General features: G+C 71.5%; 15 protein-coding genes. 8 read left to right on the forward strand and 7 right to left on the reverse strand.

Annotation, left to right across the window (positions count from 1 at the left end; translation table 11 throughout):
• Positions 1-42: 42 nt before the first annotated feature.
• The 4 genes from BIU98_RS00650 to BIU98_RS00665 are packed head-to-tail and all read left to right on the forward strand — an operon-like array spanning position 43 to position 3,695.
• Entirely contained in the window at positions 43-1,449 is a 1,407-nt protein-coding gene (locus BIU98_RS00650) for an LLM class flavin-dependent oxidoreductase (RefSeq protein WP_302847958.1), read from the forward strand.
• A 4-nt stretch (positions 1,450-1,453) separates the two neighbouring features.
• Positions 1,454-2,002 carry an N-acetyltransferase gene (locus tag BIU98_RS00655; RefSeq protein ID WP_071269722.1) on the forward strand — a complete coding sequence of 183 codons (549 nt, stop codon included), beginning with the start codon at positions 1,454-1,456 and terminating at the stop codon, positions 2,000-2,002.
• A gap of 11 nt (positions 2,003-2,013) precedes the next feature.
• The gene (locus BIU98_RS00660) at positions 2,014-2,394 is read left to right on the forward strand and encodes a tRNA-dihydrouridine synthase (RefSeq protein WP_071269725.1); all 381 of its coding nucleotides are present in this window, start codon (positions 2,014-2,016) and stop codon (positions 2,392-2,394) included.
• A complete protein-coding gene (locus BIU98_RS00665) occupies positions 2,394-3,695 on the forward strand; it encodes a glutathionylspermidine synthase family protein (protein WP_071269728.1) in 1,302 nt (433 codons plus the stop codon). Before BIU98_RS00660 ends, BIU98_RS00665 begins: the two co-directional genes overlap by 1 nt.
• Here BIU98_RS00665 and BIU98_RS00670 read toward each other — a convergent pair.
• Entirely contained in the window at positions 3,659-4,216 is a 558-nt protein-coding gene (locus tag BIU98_RS00670; protein ID WP_071269731.1) for a MarR family winged helix-turn-helix transcriptional regulator, read from the reverse strand. The genes BIU98_RS00665 and BIU98_RS00670 overlap by 37 nt on opposite strands.
• A 99-nt stretch (positions 4,217-4,315) precedes the next feature.
• On the opposite strand from BIU98_RS00670, the gene BIU98_RS00675 reads away from it, so the two are divergent.
• Together BIU98_RS00675 and BIU98_RS00680 are read left to right on the forward strand one after the other, a co-directional pair.
• Positions 4,316-5,551, forward strand: coding sequence for an FAD-dependent monooxygenase (locus tag BIU98_RS00675; protein ID WP_071269734.1), 1,236 nt, complete (start codon positions 4,316-4,318; stop codon positions 5,549-5,551).
• 201 nt (positions 5,552-5,752) lie between these two features.
• Positions 5,753-6,235: a hypothetical protein gene (locus BIU98_RS00680; protein ID WP_139200488.1), complete on the forward strand. Its 483-nt coding sequence runs from the start codon at positions 5,753-5,755 to the stop codon at positions 6,233-6,235.
• 150 nt (positions 6,236-6,385) lie between these two features.
• Here the strand turns inward: BIU98_RS00680 and BIU98_RS00685 are convergent, their stop codons facing one another.
• The 5 genes from BIU98_RS00685 to BIU98_RS00705 form a co-directional block, all read right to left on the reverse strand.
• Positions 6,386-6,934 (reverse strand): VOC family protein, encoded by a 549-nt coding sequence (locus BIU98_RS00685; protein WP_071269740.1) that lies wholly within the window; start codon positions 6,932-6,934, stop codon positions 6,386-6,388.
• Between the two features lie 145 nt (positions 6,935-7,079).
• Positions 7,080-7,844, reverse strand: a complete 765-nt coding sequence (locus BIU98_RS00690; RefSeq protein WP_083392841.1) for an SGNH/GDSL hydrolase family protein — start codon at positions 7,842-7,844, stop codon at positions 7,080-7,082.
• Positions 7,845-7,961: 117 nt separating this feature from the next.
• On the reverse strand, positions 7,962-8,891 hold the full coding sequence (locus BIU98_RS00695) for an acetamidase/formamidase family protein (protein ID WP_071269743.1): 930 nt from the start codon (positions 8,889-8,891) through the stop codon (positions 7,962-7,964).
• Positions 8,888-10,279: an APC family permease gene (locus BIU98_RS00700; RefSeq protein WP_071269746.1), complete on the reverse strand. Its 1,392-nt coding sequence runs from the start codon at positions 10,277-10,279 to the stop codon at positions 8,888-8,890. The genes BIU98_RS00695 and BIU98_RS00700 overlap by 4 nt, the downstream gene beginning before the upstream one ends.
• Positions 10,280-10,412: 133 nt before the next feature.
• Positions 10,413-11,318: a proline iminopeptidase-family hydrolase gene (locus tag BIU98_RS00705; RefSeq protein ID WP_254787746.1), complete on the reverse strand. Its 906-nt coding sequence runs from the start codon at positions 11,316-11,318 to the stop codon at positions 10,413-10,415.
• 94 nt (positions 11,319-11,412) lie between these two features.
• Here BIU98_RS00705 and BIU98_RS00710 point away from each other — a divergent pair, with 94 nt between their 5' ends.
• Positions 11,413-12,147, forward strand: coding sequence for a FadR/GntR family transcriptional regulator (locus tag BIU98_RS00710; protein ID WP_071269752.1), 735 nt, complete (start codon positions 11,413-11,415; stop codon positions 12,145-12,147).
• A gap of 217 nt (positions 12,148-12,364) precedes the next feature.
• On the forward strand, positions 12,365-13,126 hold the full coding sequence (locus tag BIU98_RS00715) for a glycoside hydrolase family 16 protein (protein ID WP_071269755.1): 762 nt from the start codon (positions 12,365-12,367) through the stop codon (positions 13,124-13,126).
• 12 nt (positions 13,127-13,138) lie between these two features.
• Here the strand turns inward: BIU98_RS00715 and BIU98_RS00720 are convergent, their stop codons facing one another.
• Complete coding sequence (locus tag BIU98_RS00720; protein WP_071269758.1) at positions 13,139-13,609, reverse strand: SRPBCC family protein; 471 nt, start codon at positions 13,607-13,609, stop codon at positions 13,139-13,141.
• Positions 13,610-13,615: the final 6 nt, after the last annotated feature.

Below are 13,615 nucleotides of genomic sequence, written 5' to 3' on the forward strand. Positions count from 1 at the left end.
CGTCACGTGACGGACGCGGGGAGCGGTCGTAGCGTCGCGCTCGTGACGGACACGACGAACCCCACCCGGCAGATCCGCTTCAACGCATTCGACATGAACTGCGTCGCCCACCAGTCCTCGGGGCTGTGGCGCCACCCGCGCGACCGGTCCAGGGACTACCGCGACCTGACGTACTGGACGGACCTGGCGAAGACGCTGGAGCGCGGGGCGTTCGACGGCATCTTCATCGCCGACGTCCTCGGTACCTACGACGTGTACGGCGGGTCGAACGAGGCCGCGCTCCGCACCGGGTCGCAGGTGCCCGTGAACGACCCGATCCTGCTCGTGTCCGCGATGGCCTCGGTGACCGAGCACCTCGGGTTCGGCATCACCGCCGGCACCGCCTACGAGCACCCCTACCCCTTCGCGCGGCGGGTCTCGACGCTCGACCACCTCACCAAGGGCCGCGTCGGCTGGAACGTCGTCACCGGGTACCTGCCGAGCGCCGCGCGGAACATGGGCCAGACCGACCAGCTGAGCCACGACGACCGGTACGACGTCGCCGACGAGTACCTCGAGGTGCTCTACAAGCTGTGGGAGGGCTCGTGGGAGGACGACGCCGTCGTCGAGGACCGCGAGACCGGTGTGTTCACCGACCCGTCGAAGGTGCACCCGATCGAACACCACGGCGAGCACTTCGACGTGCCGGGCATCCACCTGTCGGAGCCGTCGGTGCAGCGCACGCCGGTGATCTACCAGGCCGGGGCCTCGCCGCGGGGCATCGCGTTCGCGGCCGAGAACGCTGAGGCGGTCTTCGTCGGGGCGCCCACCCTGCCCCAGCTCACGGCGACGGTGACGAAGATCCGGGACGCCCTCGAAGCGGCTGGGCGTGACCGGTACGCGGCGAAGGTCTACACGCTGCTGACGGTGATCACGGACGCCACCGACGAGCTCGCGCAGGCGAAGTACGAGGACTACCTGTCGTACGCGTCCGAGCTCGGCGCGCTCGTGCTGAACTCGGGCTGGATGGGCGTCGACCTGTCGCAGTGGGACCTCGACGAGCCGCTCGGGCAGGTCGACTCGAACGCGATCCAGTCGGCGGCGGCGAACATCTCCGCGGCGACCGGGTCGGACGGCTCCTCGTGGACCATCCGCGACCTCGCCCGGCACACGGCCATCGGCGGACTCGGTCCCGTGGCCGTCGGCGGCGGGGCCACGATCGCCACGCAGCTGCAGGAGATCCAGGAGCAGACCGACGTCGACGGGTTCAACCTGGCCTACGCCGTGACGCCGGGCACGTGGGAGGACGTCATCGAGTTCGTCGTCCCCGAGCTCCGGGCGCGGGGTGCCTACCCGGACGCGTACGTCGAGGGCTCGCTCCGCCACAAGCTGCACGGCCGCGGCGACCGGCTGCCGGACGAGCACCGCGGCGCGGGGTTCCGGGTGTCCAGTGGGGCGGCCGTAGGCTGACCGGGTGATCGAGTCGTCCGTGGTCGTGCGTGCAGCCACCGCGGACGAGGACCCCGCCTGCGTCGACGTCTGGACGGCGGCCGTCGCAGCGCGGGACGGCGTGCCCGAGGACTCCGCGGTGCGGGTCCGGGCTGAGGCCAAGTTCGCGGTGCCCCGTGTGGCGTGCCTGGTGGCGTCGGCTGCGTCGGCGTCCGCGCGTTCGTCCGAGTCTGCGTCTTCTGGTCCCGATGGGTCGTCTTCCCCGCTCGACGGGTTCGTGCTCGTCACCGCACGCGGCACCGGCCGGCCGACGGACCCGTCCGACGCCGCCTACCTCTCGCTCCTGGCCGTGCGTCCCGACCTGCAGGCCCGCGGCGTCGGCCGCGCACTGCTCGTCGCCGCCGTCGAGGCGGCGGCGGCCGCCGGCCACCCAGCGGTGGTCCTGCACGCGCTCGCCGACAACCTCCCGGCCCTGCGGCTCTACGAGGCGGCCGGCTTCCGGCCCACCGGCGTCACCTTCCCGCATGCCCTGACCGGGAGGCTCACCGCCACCTACGTCGTCGGCATGCCCTAGGCTCCCACACCGTGAGCAGCACTCCACGACGCCGTCGCGTCTCCAACGTCGTCTCCATCGGGGTCGTGGCGGCGCTGGCCGCCTCGCTGACCGGCTGCGGGCAGGGGAGCGGGGTCAAGGAGGACTACGCGCAGATCTGCCGCGACAACTCCACGCAGAAGCGTCTCCCTGACGACGACTGCAACAACCACGGCGGGCACGCCGGCTGGTACTACTTCCCGCTGCTGGCCCGCGGCGCGACGAAGGTGCCGGCGGTCGGCGCGAAGGCCACCGGTGGCGTCGACGCACTGCCGTCCGGCAAGACCGCGAAGTCCGGGCTGTCCTCGCGCGGCGGTGCCGTGTCGAAGGGCGGCTTCGGCGGGTCCGGGTCCAAGGGGGGCTTCGGCGGCTGATGGAGCGCATCGAGTTCGCCCCGCGGCCCGACTGGGAGCGGAAGATCCAGCAGACCGGGCTCATCTACTCGCGGGCGCTCCGGGACGACGGCACCGTGGCCGAGTACTGGAACGACGGCGCAGCGTACGTCTTCACGCTGCCCGAGGTCGAGGCGCTGGAACGCCAGACCGAGGAGCTGCACCGCATGTCGCTCGAGGCCGCGCGGTACATGGCGTCGGGGGCGCTCGGCACGCTCGGCCTCAGTGACGAGGCCTTCGAGCTCGCCGGGTGGTCGCTCGGCCAGGGGCAGCCCGACGTCTACGCCCGCTTCGACCTGGCGTACGACGGCGACGGCTCCCCGGCGAAGATGCTCGAGTACAACGGGGACACCCCGACCGGGCTGATCGAGGCCTCGGTCACGCAGTGGCACTGGTACCGCGACCGGCTCGCCAGCGGGGACATCGCGGCCGACGCCGACCAGTGGAACGGGCTGCACGAGGCGCTCGTCGCGCGCTGGCGGACCCTGCTGCACCGGTCGCTCCGCGAGGGCGAGGGCGGGCGGCTGTTCGTCGCGCACTCGGACCTCGACACCTACGGCGAGGACTGGGACACGGTCGCGTACATGCGCGACCTCGCCGCCGAGGCCGGCTGGGAGCACACCGGCATCGAGATGAAGGACATCGGCTGGCACTCCGGGCAGCGCGCGTTCGTCGGCGTGCCGGAGCCCGAGGGGTCCTCGCGCAGCACGTTCGCCGTGCCGGGGGACACCCCTGGCATGCAGTACCCGGTGATCCGGAACCTGTTCAAGCTCTACCCGTGGGAGGACCTGCTCTCCGGGGACGACCGGGCCGAGGGGGACCAGGAGTTCGGCGACTTCCTGGTGTCCGACCGCGCGCGCGTCGGGCACTGGTACGAGCCCGCGTGGAAGACGTTCCTGTCGAACAAGCTGCTGCTGGTCGCACTGTGGCGGCTGTACCCGGGACACGAGAACCTGCTGCCGTCGTACACCGACGGGCCGAACGGCATGACGGACTACGTCGTGAAGCCGGTCTTCGGGCGCGAGGGCGACGGCATCCGCGTGCACCGTGCGGACGGCTCGGTGCTCTCGAACGGCACGGAGTACCGCCGCCCGGGCCGCGGCGGCGAGCAGGTCTGGCAGCAGTACCACGAGCTGCCCGACTTCCCCGGCAGCGCGGGCTCGAACCACCCCGTGCTCGGGTCCTGGGTCGTCGACCAGGAGTCGTTCGGCGTCGGCATCCGGGAGTCCGACGGGCCGATCACCGACTACTTCTGCCGGTTCGCCCCCAACGTCATCGTCTGACCCGGGGTCGCGTCCGGCGCCGGCGGCCTCGGCTGCGCGGTGAGACGGGCGTTCGCGGCTGCAGCTGCGGCGGTCATGCGCGCGAGGAACGCGATCACGACACGGGTCTCCGCGGGGTCGGTGCCCTGGACGGTCTCCGCGATCTCGGACCCGGCGAAGCCGAGGAACCGGGCGCTCTCCGCCCGGGCGGTGTCCGTCGGCCGGAGGGAGACCCGGCGTCGGTCGGTGCTCTCCCGGTGACGGGCGACGTGCCCGGCGGCTTCGAGCCGGTCGATCAGGATCGAGGTCGCCCCGGACGTCATGCCGATCTGCCGCGCCAGCCGCGCCGGCGACAGGGGATCGCCGGCCTGCTCCGCCCAGACGATCTGCCCGAGGGCGTTGGCGTCCGACACCGGCAGGTCCATCCAGGTCGACAGGTGCCGGTTCAGCTCGTCGAACGTCACCGCCCAGTCGCGGAGGCGGTGCATCACCGTGACCTGGTCGTCGTCCCAGTCGACGGACAGGGGATCGAGTCCGGGCATCCAGGTTCCTTTGCTGTGTAGTGTCTTTACTGTAAAGCATGACGGGTGGCGCAGACAGCGCGAGCCCGTCCCGCACAGTCCCGCACAGAGGAGCAGCGCATGACCGCACGGCACGCAGTGATCTCCGGAGCCAGCATCGCAGGCCTGTCCGCCGCATGGTGGCTCCGTCACACCGGATGGGACGTCACCGTCGTCGAACGGGCCCCGGCCTTCCGCGACGGCGGACAGAACGTCGACGTCCGCGGGGTCGCCCGCGAGGTGCTCGACCGGATGGGCCTCGTCGACGCGGTCCGGGCGGTGAACACGACCGAGACGGGCACCGTGCTCGTCGACCGCGACGGACGCGTCACCACCGAGCTGCCGTCGGACGGTCCGGACGGGGCCACCGCCGAGCTCGAGGTGCTCCGCGGGGACTTCGCGCGGGTGGTCCTCGACGACCTCCCCGACGGGGTGCAGTTCGTCTACGGCGAGACGATCCAGGACGTCGAGGACGGTGCCGCGAGCGTCGTGCCGGACCGCGTGACGATCACGACCAGTGCCGGCCGGGTCCTGCACGCCGACCTGCTCGTGATCGCCGAGGGGGTGCGCTCGCGGACGCGCGACCGGGTCTTCACGGAGGACGGCGACGTGGACGAGCGGGACCTCGGCGTGACGATGGTGTTCGGGACGATCCCGAGGATCCCCTCCGACGACGACCGTTGGCGCTGGTACACGGCGGTCGGTGGGCGTCAGGTGCACCTGCGTCCCGATCCGTACGGCACGACCCGGGCGATCCTGGCGCACGCCGGGGTCGACGACCTCGTCGGGCTCGACCGGGCGGCGATGCTCGCGAAGCTCCGGGACCGGTACGCCGACGCCGGATGGCAGACCGAGCGTGTGCTCGACGGGTTCGCGGACTCCGACGACGTGTACCTCGACGAGCTGACCCAGATCCGGATGCCGCGGTGGCAGCGCGGTCGCGTCTGCGTGATCGGGGACGCTGCCTGGTGCGTCACGCCGATGGGCGGGGGAGGAGCCTCACTCGCGCTCACGAGCGGCTACGTGCTCGCCGCGTCGCTGCAGGCTGTCGACCGGGGCGACGCGCTCACCCAGGCTGACCTCGATCGGGCGTTCGTGTCCTTCGACGAGTGGCTGCGGCCGCTGGTCGACCAGATCCAGGGCATCCCGAAGGGCATCGTGCACTTCGCCTACCCGCAGACCCGACTCGGTCTGGCTGCCCGACGGGTCGCCGACCGGGTGCTGATGTCGAAGCTCTTCGCCCCGGTCACGGCGAAGCTCACCCGCGTGGCCGACACCGACCGGCCGCTGCCGGAGGTGAGCGTCGTCCGGTCCTGATCCCGGTGCCGGTCCCGGTCCTGGTCCGGGGCGTGGAGCCGGTGCGACCGTTTCCTCGACGCCACCTGACGGATCTGGTTCTCGAACTCCGATGATCGCGAACCGGATCCGTCACGGCCCGGGGCCGGGTCGTGTTCCCCGTGCGCGGTCCGTGGCCTGATCGTGATCCCGCTCAACGTCTGAGGATGATTCACTGCAGCCATGGAATGGACGACGGGCGCGCGGGCGAGCACGCGCAGACCACGGGCACGGGCGCGTCGACGAGCAGTGACCCCGGTGATCGGCGTCCCGGCGCTGGTGCTCGTCCTCACGCTGTCGGGCTGCGGGGTCGTCGGGTCGAGTGCCGCGGGCTCGTGTGCCCCCAAGGAGATCGAGCTCGGGGACTCGTCCCTGCACCCCGGTGGTGCAGTCGAGCTCAGCGTCGACTGGATGACCGCGACGTGCGAGGACACGGGTGGCGTGAACCGGGCGGCCGAGGACGTCGCGGTGTCCGTCACCCCGGCGTCCACGGGGCACGAGTACGTGCTGGCCACGGTGGACCGGGCCGTCGGCGAGCGGCACACCGTCCGTGGGCGGTTCACCCTGCCGGCCGACCTGCCCCTGGGCGACGCGACGCTCGCCGTGACGCTGCACATGGGCGACCGCGCGGAGGCGTCCCGGACGGTCACGATCACGGCTCCCTGACGAGCCACGACGACCGGACCGGACCGGACCGGGACCAGCCCGGATCGGGACCAGCCCGGACCGGGACCAGCCCGGACCGGGACCAGCCCGGACCGGGGCCAGCCCGGACCAGGCTCGACCGGACTTGCCCGCGGGCCCGATCAGGTCGGGTCAGATCGCGTAGGCGATCCTGTCCGTCTCCGACACCGGCGCCCACTTGGGCCGCGGCGCGTGCGCGAGGTAGGGCTGCGGGGTCGGGTAGCTCACGATCTCGAGCGTCGACCCCCACGGGGTGCGGGTGTAGACGAACCGGTTCCCGGCACCCGCCTCGGGACCGCGCAGGTCGCGCGGGTCGGAGTTGCGTCGACCACCGGCGGCCTCGACCTTGGCGAGGGTCGCGTCGAGGTCGTCCGCGTACACGGCGAGGTGCTGCCAGCCGAGGTCCGACGGGTGCGCGGGGTCGCGCTGGTCCGGGCCCACGTACTCGAACAGCTCGAGCCCAGGACCCTCGGGGAGCGCGAGCATGCGGATGGCTCCCTGCGCCATCGAGGACGGCATGCCGAGGTACCGATGCGCTTCGGGCGTGCCGTTCGGTGCCTCGTCGCGGAGCCTGATGTCGTACAGGACGACGGCGTCGAGCGCCGCCATGAAGAACATCGTGGCTGCGTCGATGCACGGCACCGTGACGCCCACGTGGTCGATCCTGATTCCCCTGGTCATTCGTGATTTCTAGCAGCGCCACGACCCCGCCCGTCCGGCCGGACGGGACCCGTGCGTCATCGCTGCGGCAACCCGCACGAGACTGCCAGGACGCACAGGATCGCGGTCCCCCACGGACGTTTGACGTCCAGCTCCGGGGCCGTGATCAGGCCGTCGGCGGCACCGGTGTCCACGCCGGGAACGTCGCCGATCGGCCGTCGCCGGAGGACCGTCGCGTCACCCGACGTCCCACCCACGGCAGGACGTGCTGGCGGTAGTACCGGAGCTCCTCGGACGCCCGGGTGCGCGTGGAGTCGGGCAGTGTCGGGACGACGGGCGACGGGCCGTCGGCGATCGCGTGCAGTGCCAGGTCCGCGACGCGCTGGTGCCCGGTCGCGTTCATGTGCAGCCGGTCGTCGGACCAGAACTCCGCGCGTCCGAGGTGGGCGTCGCGGGAGACGTCGACGAAGGGCAGGTCGAGGCGCTGCGCGAGGCTGCCGAGCGCGTCGGCCCAGGCGTCCCCGCGGTGGTTGATCAGGCTGCCGAGCGGCATCCGCGCGCTCGGGTCGGCCGGGCTCAGCAGGGCGAACCGGATGCCGCGGGCGAGGACGCGTTCGATCTCCCGCTCGAGTCGTCCGGCCAGCGCGGCGGGGTCGAAGCGCGGTCGGAGCAGGTCGTTCCCGCCGGCGCAGAAGGTGACGAGCGTCGGCGCCGGGTCGAGTGCCAGCGCCGCGTCGAGCTGCCCGTCGAGGACCCCGGCGAGCAGGCGGCCGCGCACCGCGAGGTTGGCGTACTGCACCTCGGCCCCGTGCTGCGCCGCGAGTCCGCTCGCGAGACGTCCCGTCCACCCGGGCAGGGGGACGGAGCCCGTGTCGCCGATGCCCTCGGAGAAGCTGTCGCCGATCGCGACGTACCGGATGGTCTGGTCCATGAGCCCATCTTCCTGCACACGCCTGTGCACGTTCCGGTGGTGCAGATGCGGACGGACCGCCTGGAGGCCCGGCACCGGCCCGTCGGACCGGCACCGGGCTTCCAGGCGGTCACCTGCTCAGAGCACCGACTTGGGCACCCGGTGCAGCGTCACCGCCCCGACGGCGGCGAACGGGTGCAGTGGGTCCGGCGCCCCGGAGCCGGTGGGTCCGCCGAGCTTGGAGTCGCCGACGGCGCTGAGGACCGCGTAGGCGTCGTCGGCGTCCCAGCCGTGCTCGTCGACGAGGAACGCGAAGGCGTCCTCGTAGCCGCGGCGCACGCTCTCCTGCACGGGCTCGCCGAGGCCGACGAAGAGCCAGTCCTCCGACGTCTCGATGCGCGGTGCCCGCAGCGTGGGGCCGCCCTTCACGAGGTCGACGGACACGACGGCGGTGCCCTGGGCCTCGATCGCGACGAAGGACGACTCGCCCTCGGCCATGAGCGCGTGGATGTCCCCGATCGACAGCAGCGCCCCGGGCACGCGGACGGGCAGGTACACGGTGGAGCCGGGGCGGGCCTCGGTGACGTCCATGTTCCCGCCCTCGGGGTACGCCGGCATGATCGTCGAGTTCTCGCCCTCGGCCGGGGCCGTGCCGATGCAGCCGATCATCGGGCGGACGGGGAACCGGTGCCGGTCGGACACCTGCACCATCCCGTCCTCGATCTGGCAGCGGCGAGTGAAGACACGGTCGCCCATCACGTGCTGCAGCGCACCGGACCCCGGCAGCGAGACCGACCAGCCGTGCGTGGTCAGCTCGATCGCGTGGATCGTGACGGCCAGGGTGTCGCCCGGCTCTGCCCCCTCGACGTGGACCGGGCCGGTGACGGGGTTGATCGGTGCCTGAAGCTGCGCCATGTCGTGGTGGTCGTCGAGCTCGGCGTACACGGCGTCCGTCGTCTCGAAGCCGATCGTCTCGCCGGTGCCCGGGCGGATCGTCAGGACGGGCTGCCGGTCGGCGGCGAACCCGGGGCGGCCGAGCGAGTTCGGCAGGAGGTGATCGGGGGTCATCGGACGTCTCCTTCGGCGCCGACCTCGGTGGACCGGCCGGTGAAGCGGTAGTAGAGGAACACGAGGGCACCGACGGCGAGCCAGATGATGCCGCCGACCTTCGCCTCGACGGCGGCGTTGAGCAGCACGTAGCCGATGATCAGGAAGCCGACGAGTGGCACGACGAGGTGCAGCAGCCAGTTGCGGGACGTCCCCTTCACGATGTGGTGCACGAACACGGAGACGTGCAGGAGCATGAAGCCGAACAGGGCGCCGAAGTTCACCAGGGACGAGATCGTGTCGATCTGCCCGACGAAGAACAGCACCAGGATCGCGGAGAGCACCGACACGACGATGATCGCGTTCTGCGGGACCTTGCGGCCGTTGAGCGTGTGCAGGAACGCGGGCAGCTGGCGGTCGCGGCTCATCGAGAAGAGCAGGCGGCTGGTGGCGGCCTGCGCGGCCATGGCGTTCGCGATGCCGACGGCGAGCACGTTCACGGCGAAGAACGCGGTCGCCCAGCCGCTCGAGGACGCCTGCTCGACGATCGTGAAGAAGGCGTTCCCCGCCTCGCTCTTCGGGAACGCGTCGCGACCGCCAGCGAGCGCGCTGGCGAGCCAGGTCTGCAGCACGAACAGGAACGCGACGATGAGGAGCGCCAGGATCATCGCCGTGCCCGCTCCGCCGCGGCGCCCGGTCGACTCCTCGGACAGGGTCGAGATGCCGTCGAAGCCGAGGAAGCTCAGCACCGCGATCGACAGCGCCGAGGCGATCAGGGGTGCCGACACCTTGGCCGGGTCCCAGATCTGGTCGGTGCTGAACGTCGCGTCCGGGACGGTGCCGCCCGTGAGCGCGGTCACGGCGATGATCACGAAGACCACCACGAACACGAGCTCGATGAGCAGGAAGACGCGGTTCGCGAGCTTGAGCGAGGACACCCCGGCCAGGTTGATCACGGTGTTGATCGCCACGAAGACGAGCGCCCACAGCCACCGCGGGGTGCCGGGGAAGATGCCGACCATGCTCTCTGCCGCGAAGACGTAGAGCAGCGTCGGGACGAGCAGGTAGTCGAGCAGGATCGCCCACCCGGCGAAGAACCCGGCGGTCGGGTGGATGCCGCGGCCGACGTACGAGAACACGCTGCCGGCGAGGGGGATCGACTTCGCCATCTGCGCGTAGGCGAGGGCGGTGAAGATCATCGCCACGAGTCCGACCACGTAGACGAGCGGAACCATGCCGGACGAGGCGTTGTAGACGGTGCCGAAGATGGCCCACGGGGCGATCGGCACCATGAAGACGAGCCCGTAGATGAGCAGGTCGGTGGTGGAGACGGAGCGCTTCAGCTCCTGCTTGTAGCCGTAGGCCTCGAGCTGCTGCTGTGAGGAGAGCTCGGTGTGCTGCTGCGACATGACGGTTCCGTTTCGGGTTGAGGGACGGTGCTGAGGGGGCGGTGCTGTCGGAAGGGCGGTGCTGTCCGTGGGCGGGGCGGACAGGAGGCGCGGGGCGGGCTGCTGGGGAGCCTCCCGTCCGGCCGTGGTCGGGTCAGGCGTCGTCGTGTGCGGCCAGGAAGGCCGCGACGACACGGCGGAACTCCGCCGGCTGTTCCAGGTGGCTGCAGTGGCTGGCCCCGGCGAAGACGTGCTGGTGGACGTCGGCGATGCGGTCGACGAACGGGGCCCAGGTGGCAGGGGTCGCCTCGTCGTGCTCGCCGGCGACGACGAGCGTGGGGACGGTGACGCGGTCGAGTCGGTCGATGACGGTCCAGTCGCGCATGGTGCCGATGACGTGGAACTCGTTCGGGCCGTTCATGGTGTGGTAGACCGTCGGCTCGGCCTCCATCTGGGCCTCCGAATCGACGAAGTCCTGCGGCATGGGGACGACGCGGCAGACGTGGCGCTCGTAGAACACCTGCGTGGCGGCGACGTACTCCGGCGCGTCCGTGGTGCCGGCCTCCTCGTGCCGGGTCAGCGTCTCCTGCACGTCGGCGGGCAGCTGCGCGCGGAGCTCGGCGGCGCCCTCGACCCAGAGCTGCATCGAGGCGGGGGAGTTGCAGATCAAGAGCGACCGGAGCCCCTCGGGCTGCCGCACCGCGATCTCGGCGCCGAGCATGCCGCCCCAGGACTGCCCGAGCACGTGGTGCTCCCCGAGGTCCAGGTGCTCGACGAGCGCGGTGTACTCGTCGACGAACAGCTGAGGCTGCCAGGAGTCGACCGGGGCATCCGGTCGATGGGAGCTGCGACCGCAGCCGAACTGGTCGTGGTGGACGACGGTGCGCCCGGTCTCGTCCGCCAGGGCGGCGAGGTTGCGGAGGTAGTCGTGCGCCATGCCGGGGCCGCCGTGCAGCACGACGAGGGGCAGGGCGCCGGGGACGGGCGTGTCCGGAGTGGTGATCCGGTACCAGGTCTCGCCGTCCTGGAACGGCATCGTGGATTCGCTGACGCGGGACATGACGGTCAGCATGGACGGGCGAAAGGTCCCAGGCAAGACCTTTTCTCCTCGTTTAACGTGGTCGTAACAGGGCAACGCGGCGGAGAGGGGTCTCGTGACGGTTCGTGCGCCGGAGACCCGCGTCGACGAGGTCGAGGACCGCCTGGTCACCGCCGTCGCCGTAGGGGAGTACCTGCCCGGCACGGGGCTGCCACCGGAGCGGGAACTCGCCGCGCTGCTCGGGGTCGCCCGGGTCACCGTGCGCGGCGCGCTCGCCCGGCTGGTCGACCGCGGGCTGCTCGAGACCCGACGCGGTCGTGGCGGCGGCACCTTCGTCAGGACGCAGTGGCCGGACTCCTCGTCCGAGGCCGTCGGCCGCGCGCTGCTCGCCCGGTGGGCCGGCATCCAGGACAGCGCCGACGCCATCGCCCTGCTGCACGGTGCGCTCGCGACGGCTGCCGCCGAGCGGGTCACGCCGTCCGAGGCCACGGCCATCCGGCAGTGCCTGGAGGCCTTCCGTGTCGCGGCGTCCGGCGCCGAGAAGCAGCAGGCCGACGCGGTGCTGCACCGCACGATCATCGAGGCCGCCCGCAACGAGGCCCTGCGCGCGGCGCTCGCCGGCCTCGAGGCGCAGATCTCGATCGCCGCTCCTGCCCACCTGTGGGGCACCGCCGACGGGATGAGCGCGATGGAGGAGCGGGCGCTGCACGAGCACGAGGCCCTCGTCGACGCCGTGTGCGACGGACGCGCCGCGGACGCCGGGGTCATCGCGAGGAGACACGTCGGGATCGACGTCGAGCTCCTGCAGCAGGCGATGCTCCGCGCGGGTCAGGTGCCGACCCAGGGCTGACCGGGCCACCCGAGGCATCGGCGCGTTCTGGACGAACCGTTCCTGCCATGCGGCACGAGGTGGTACAAGCTCCCTCTACTGGGGGTAGGGAACCAGTGTCAACCCCGTTCCGCCTGTCGTCCGTGCCACGTAACATCCTCCGCGAGTGGCTGAGAGGCGGTCGCTCGGACACCGCTCGGGACAGTGGTGTCGTGGTCACGTCAGGGAGTGACAACGCATGCAGAACCGCACCACGAAGAGGGCAGCGCTCGCCGCAGTGCTCCTCTCCGCCACGCTCGTCGCCGTGCCGCTCCAGGCGGACACCACCGCGTCGGCTGCGACGGTCTCGGCCCCGGTCGGGAACATCAAGCACTTCAAGCAGGTCTTCACGCAGAACTTCGGCAAGGCCGCTGCGGCCAAGGGGGCGATGGCGTCGACGTACGCCAAGTCCTGGCAGCCCTACCCGGACGGGATGGGCGGCATGTACTGGTCCGGTTCGCAGGTCAGCGTGCGGAACGGGTCGATGGACGTCGCGCTCGACGGCAAGCACGGTGCCGCCGGCACGTTCGGCACGCCGAGCGGCGCGTGGGGCAACGTCGGTGGCAAGTTCACCGTCCGCGCTCGGGCCACCGGCGGCACCGGGAACGGTGCCGCGTTCATCCTCTGGCCGACCTCGAACACGTGGTCGGAGGGCGAGATCGACTACCCCGAAGCGAACTTCGAGAGCTCGCCGATGCTCCACCACCACTCGATGCGTGCCGGCTCCGAGGCGAACGCGATGAGCCTGTCGACGAACGTGTCGTGGCGGGACTGGCACACGTACTCGATCGAGTGGGTGCCGGGCAAGAGCGTGAAGTACCGGCTCGACAGCAAGGTCATCAAGATCGTCAAGAAGGACGTCCCGAGGACCCCGCACCGCTACATGTTCCAGGTGGGCAACTGGGGCGCCTCCGGCCACCTCTACATCGACTACGTGACGATGTACAAGTACGTCGCCTGACCCGACGGGCCCCTAGCTCGCTGCGTCGCCGGAGGACCGGAGCTCGGAGGCCAGCGAGCGGTTCCGCTCGGTGATCAGGCGCACCAGGTGCCGCCGGAGCACCAGGACCTCGGCGATCCGCCCGAGCGGACCGAGCGGCGCGCGGAACTCGATGGTGTCGACCATCTGCGTGCCGCGAGCCGACGGCTCGAACCGGTGCTCGTGCCGGAACCGGGCGAACGGACCACGCACCTGTTCGTCGACGAACCGGTGGGGAGCCTCCAGGGCGGTGATCTGGCTGGTCATCCGCCAGACGACGCCGAGGTGGCGGGCCCGCCACGTGACGGACTCACCGAGCCCGATGGTGCCGCTGGTCGTGCCGTCGACGGCACGCTCGCCGGTGGCGGCCATCGACCGCTCGTGCGCGCCGATGTCGAGGGACAGCGCGAACGCCCGTGCTGGCGGCGCATCGAGTCCGGTCTGGATGCGGAAGGTCACAGTCATGGTCCG

This window comes from Curtobacterium sp. MMLR14_010, assembly GCF_001865015.1.
Taxonomy (GTDB): domain Bacteria; phylum Actinomycetota; class Actinomycetes; order Actinomycetales; family Microbacteriaceae; genus Curtobacterium.

What these genes read in the sequence shown, in the direction of transcription:
- BIU98_RS00665 (WP_071269728.1), top strand. Translation starts at nt 2,394, where the DNA reads ATGGAGCGCATCGAGTTCGCCCCGCGGCCCGACTGGGAGCGGAAGATC.
- BIU98_RS00670 (WP_071269731.1), bottom strand. Translation starts at nt 4,216, where the DNA reads ATGCCCGGACTCGATCCCCTGTCCGTCGACTGGGACGACGACCAGGTC.
- BIU98_RS00675 (WP_071269734.1), top strand. Translation starts at nt 4,316, where the DNA reads ATGACCGCACGGCACGCAGTGATCTCCGGAGCCAGCATCGCAGGCCTG.
- BIU98_RS00680 (WP_139200488.1), top strand. Translation starts at nt 5,753, where the DNA reads ATGGAATGGACGACGGGCGCGCGGGCGAGCACGCGCAGACCACGGGCA.
- BIU98_RS00685 (WP_071269740.1), bottom strand. Translation starts at nt 6,934, where the DNA reads ATGACCAGGGGAATCAGGATCGACCACGTGGGCGTCACGGTGCCGTGC.
- BIU98_RS00690 (WP_083392841.1), bottom strand. Translation starts at nt 7,844, where the DNA reads ATGGACCAGACCATCCGGTACGTCGCGATCGGCGACAGCTTCTCCGAG.
- BIU98_RS00695 (WP_071269743.1), bottom strand. Translation starts at nt 8,891, where the DNA reads ATGACCCCCGATCACCTCCTGCCGAACTCGCTCGGCCGCCCCGGGTTC.
- BIU98_RS00700 (WP_071269746.1), bottom strand. Translation starts at nt 10,279, where the DNA reads ATGTCGCAGCAGCACACCGAGCTCTCCTCACAGCAGCAGCTCGAGGCC.
- BIU98_RS00705 (WP_254787746.1), bottom strand. Translation starts at nt 11,318, where the DNA reads ATGTCCCGCGTCAGCGAATCCACGATGCCGTTCCAGGACGGCGAGACC.
- BIU98_RS00715 (WP_071269755.1), top strand. Translation starts at nt 12,365, where the DNA reads ATGCAGAACCGCACCACGAAGAGGGCAGCGCTCGCCGCAGTGCTCCTC.
- BIU98_RS00720 (WP_071269758.1), bottom strand. Translation starts at nt 13,609, where the DNA reads ATGACTGTGACCTTCCGCATCCAGACCGGACTCGATGCGCCGCCAGCA.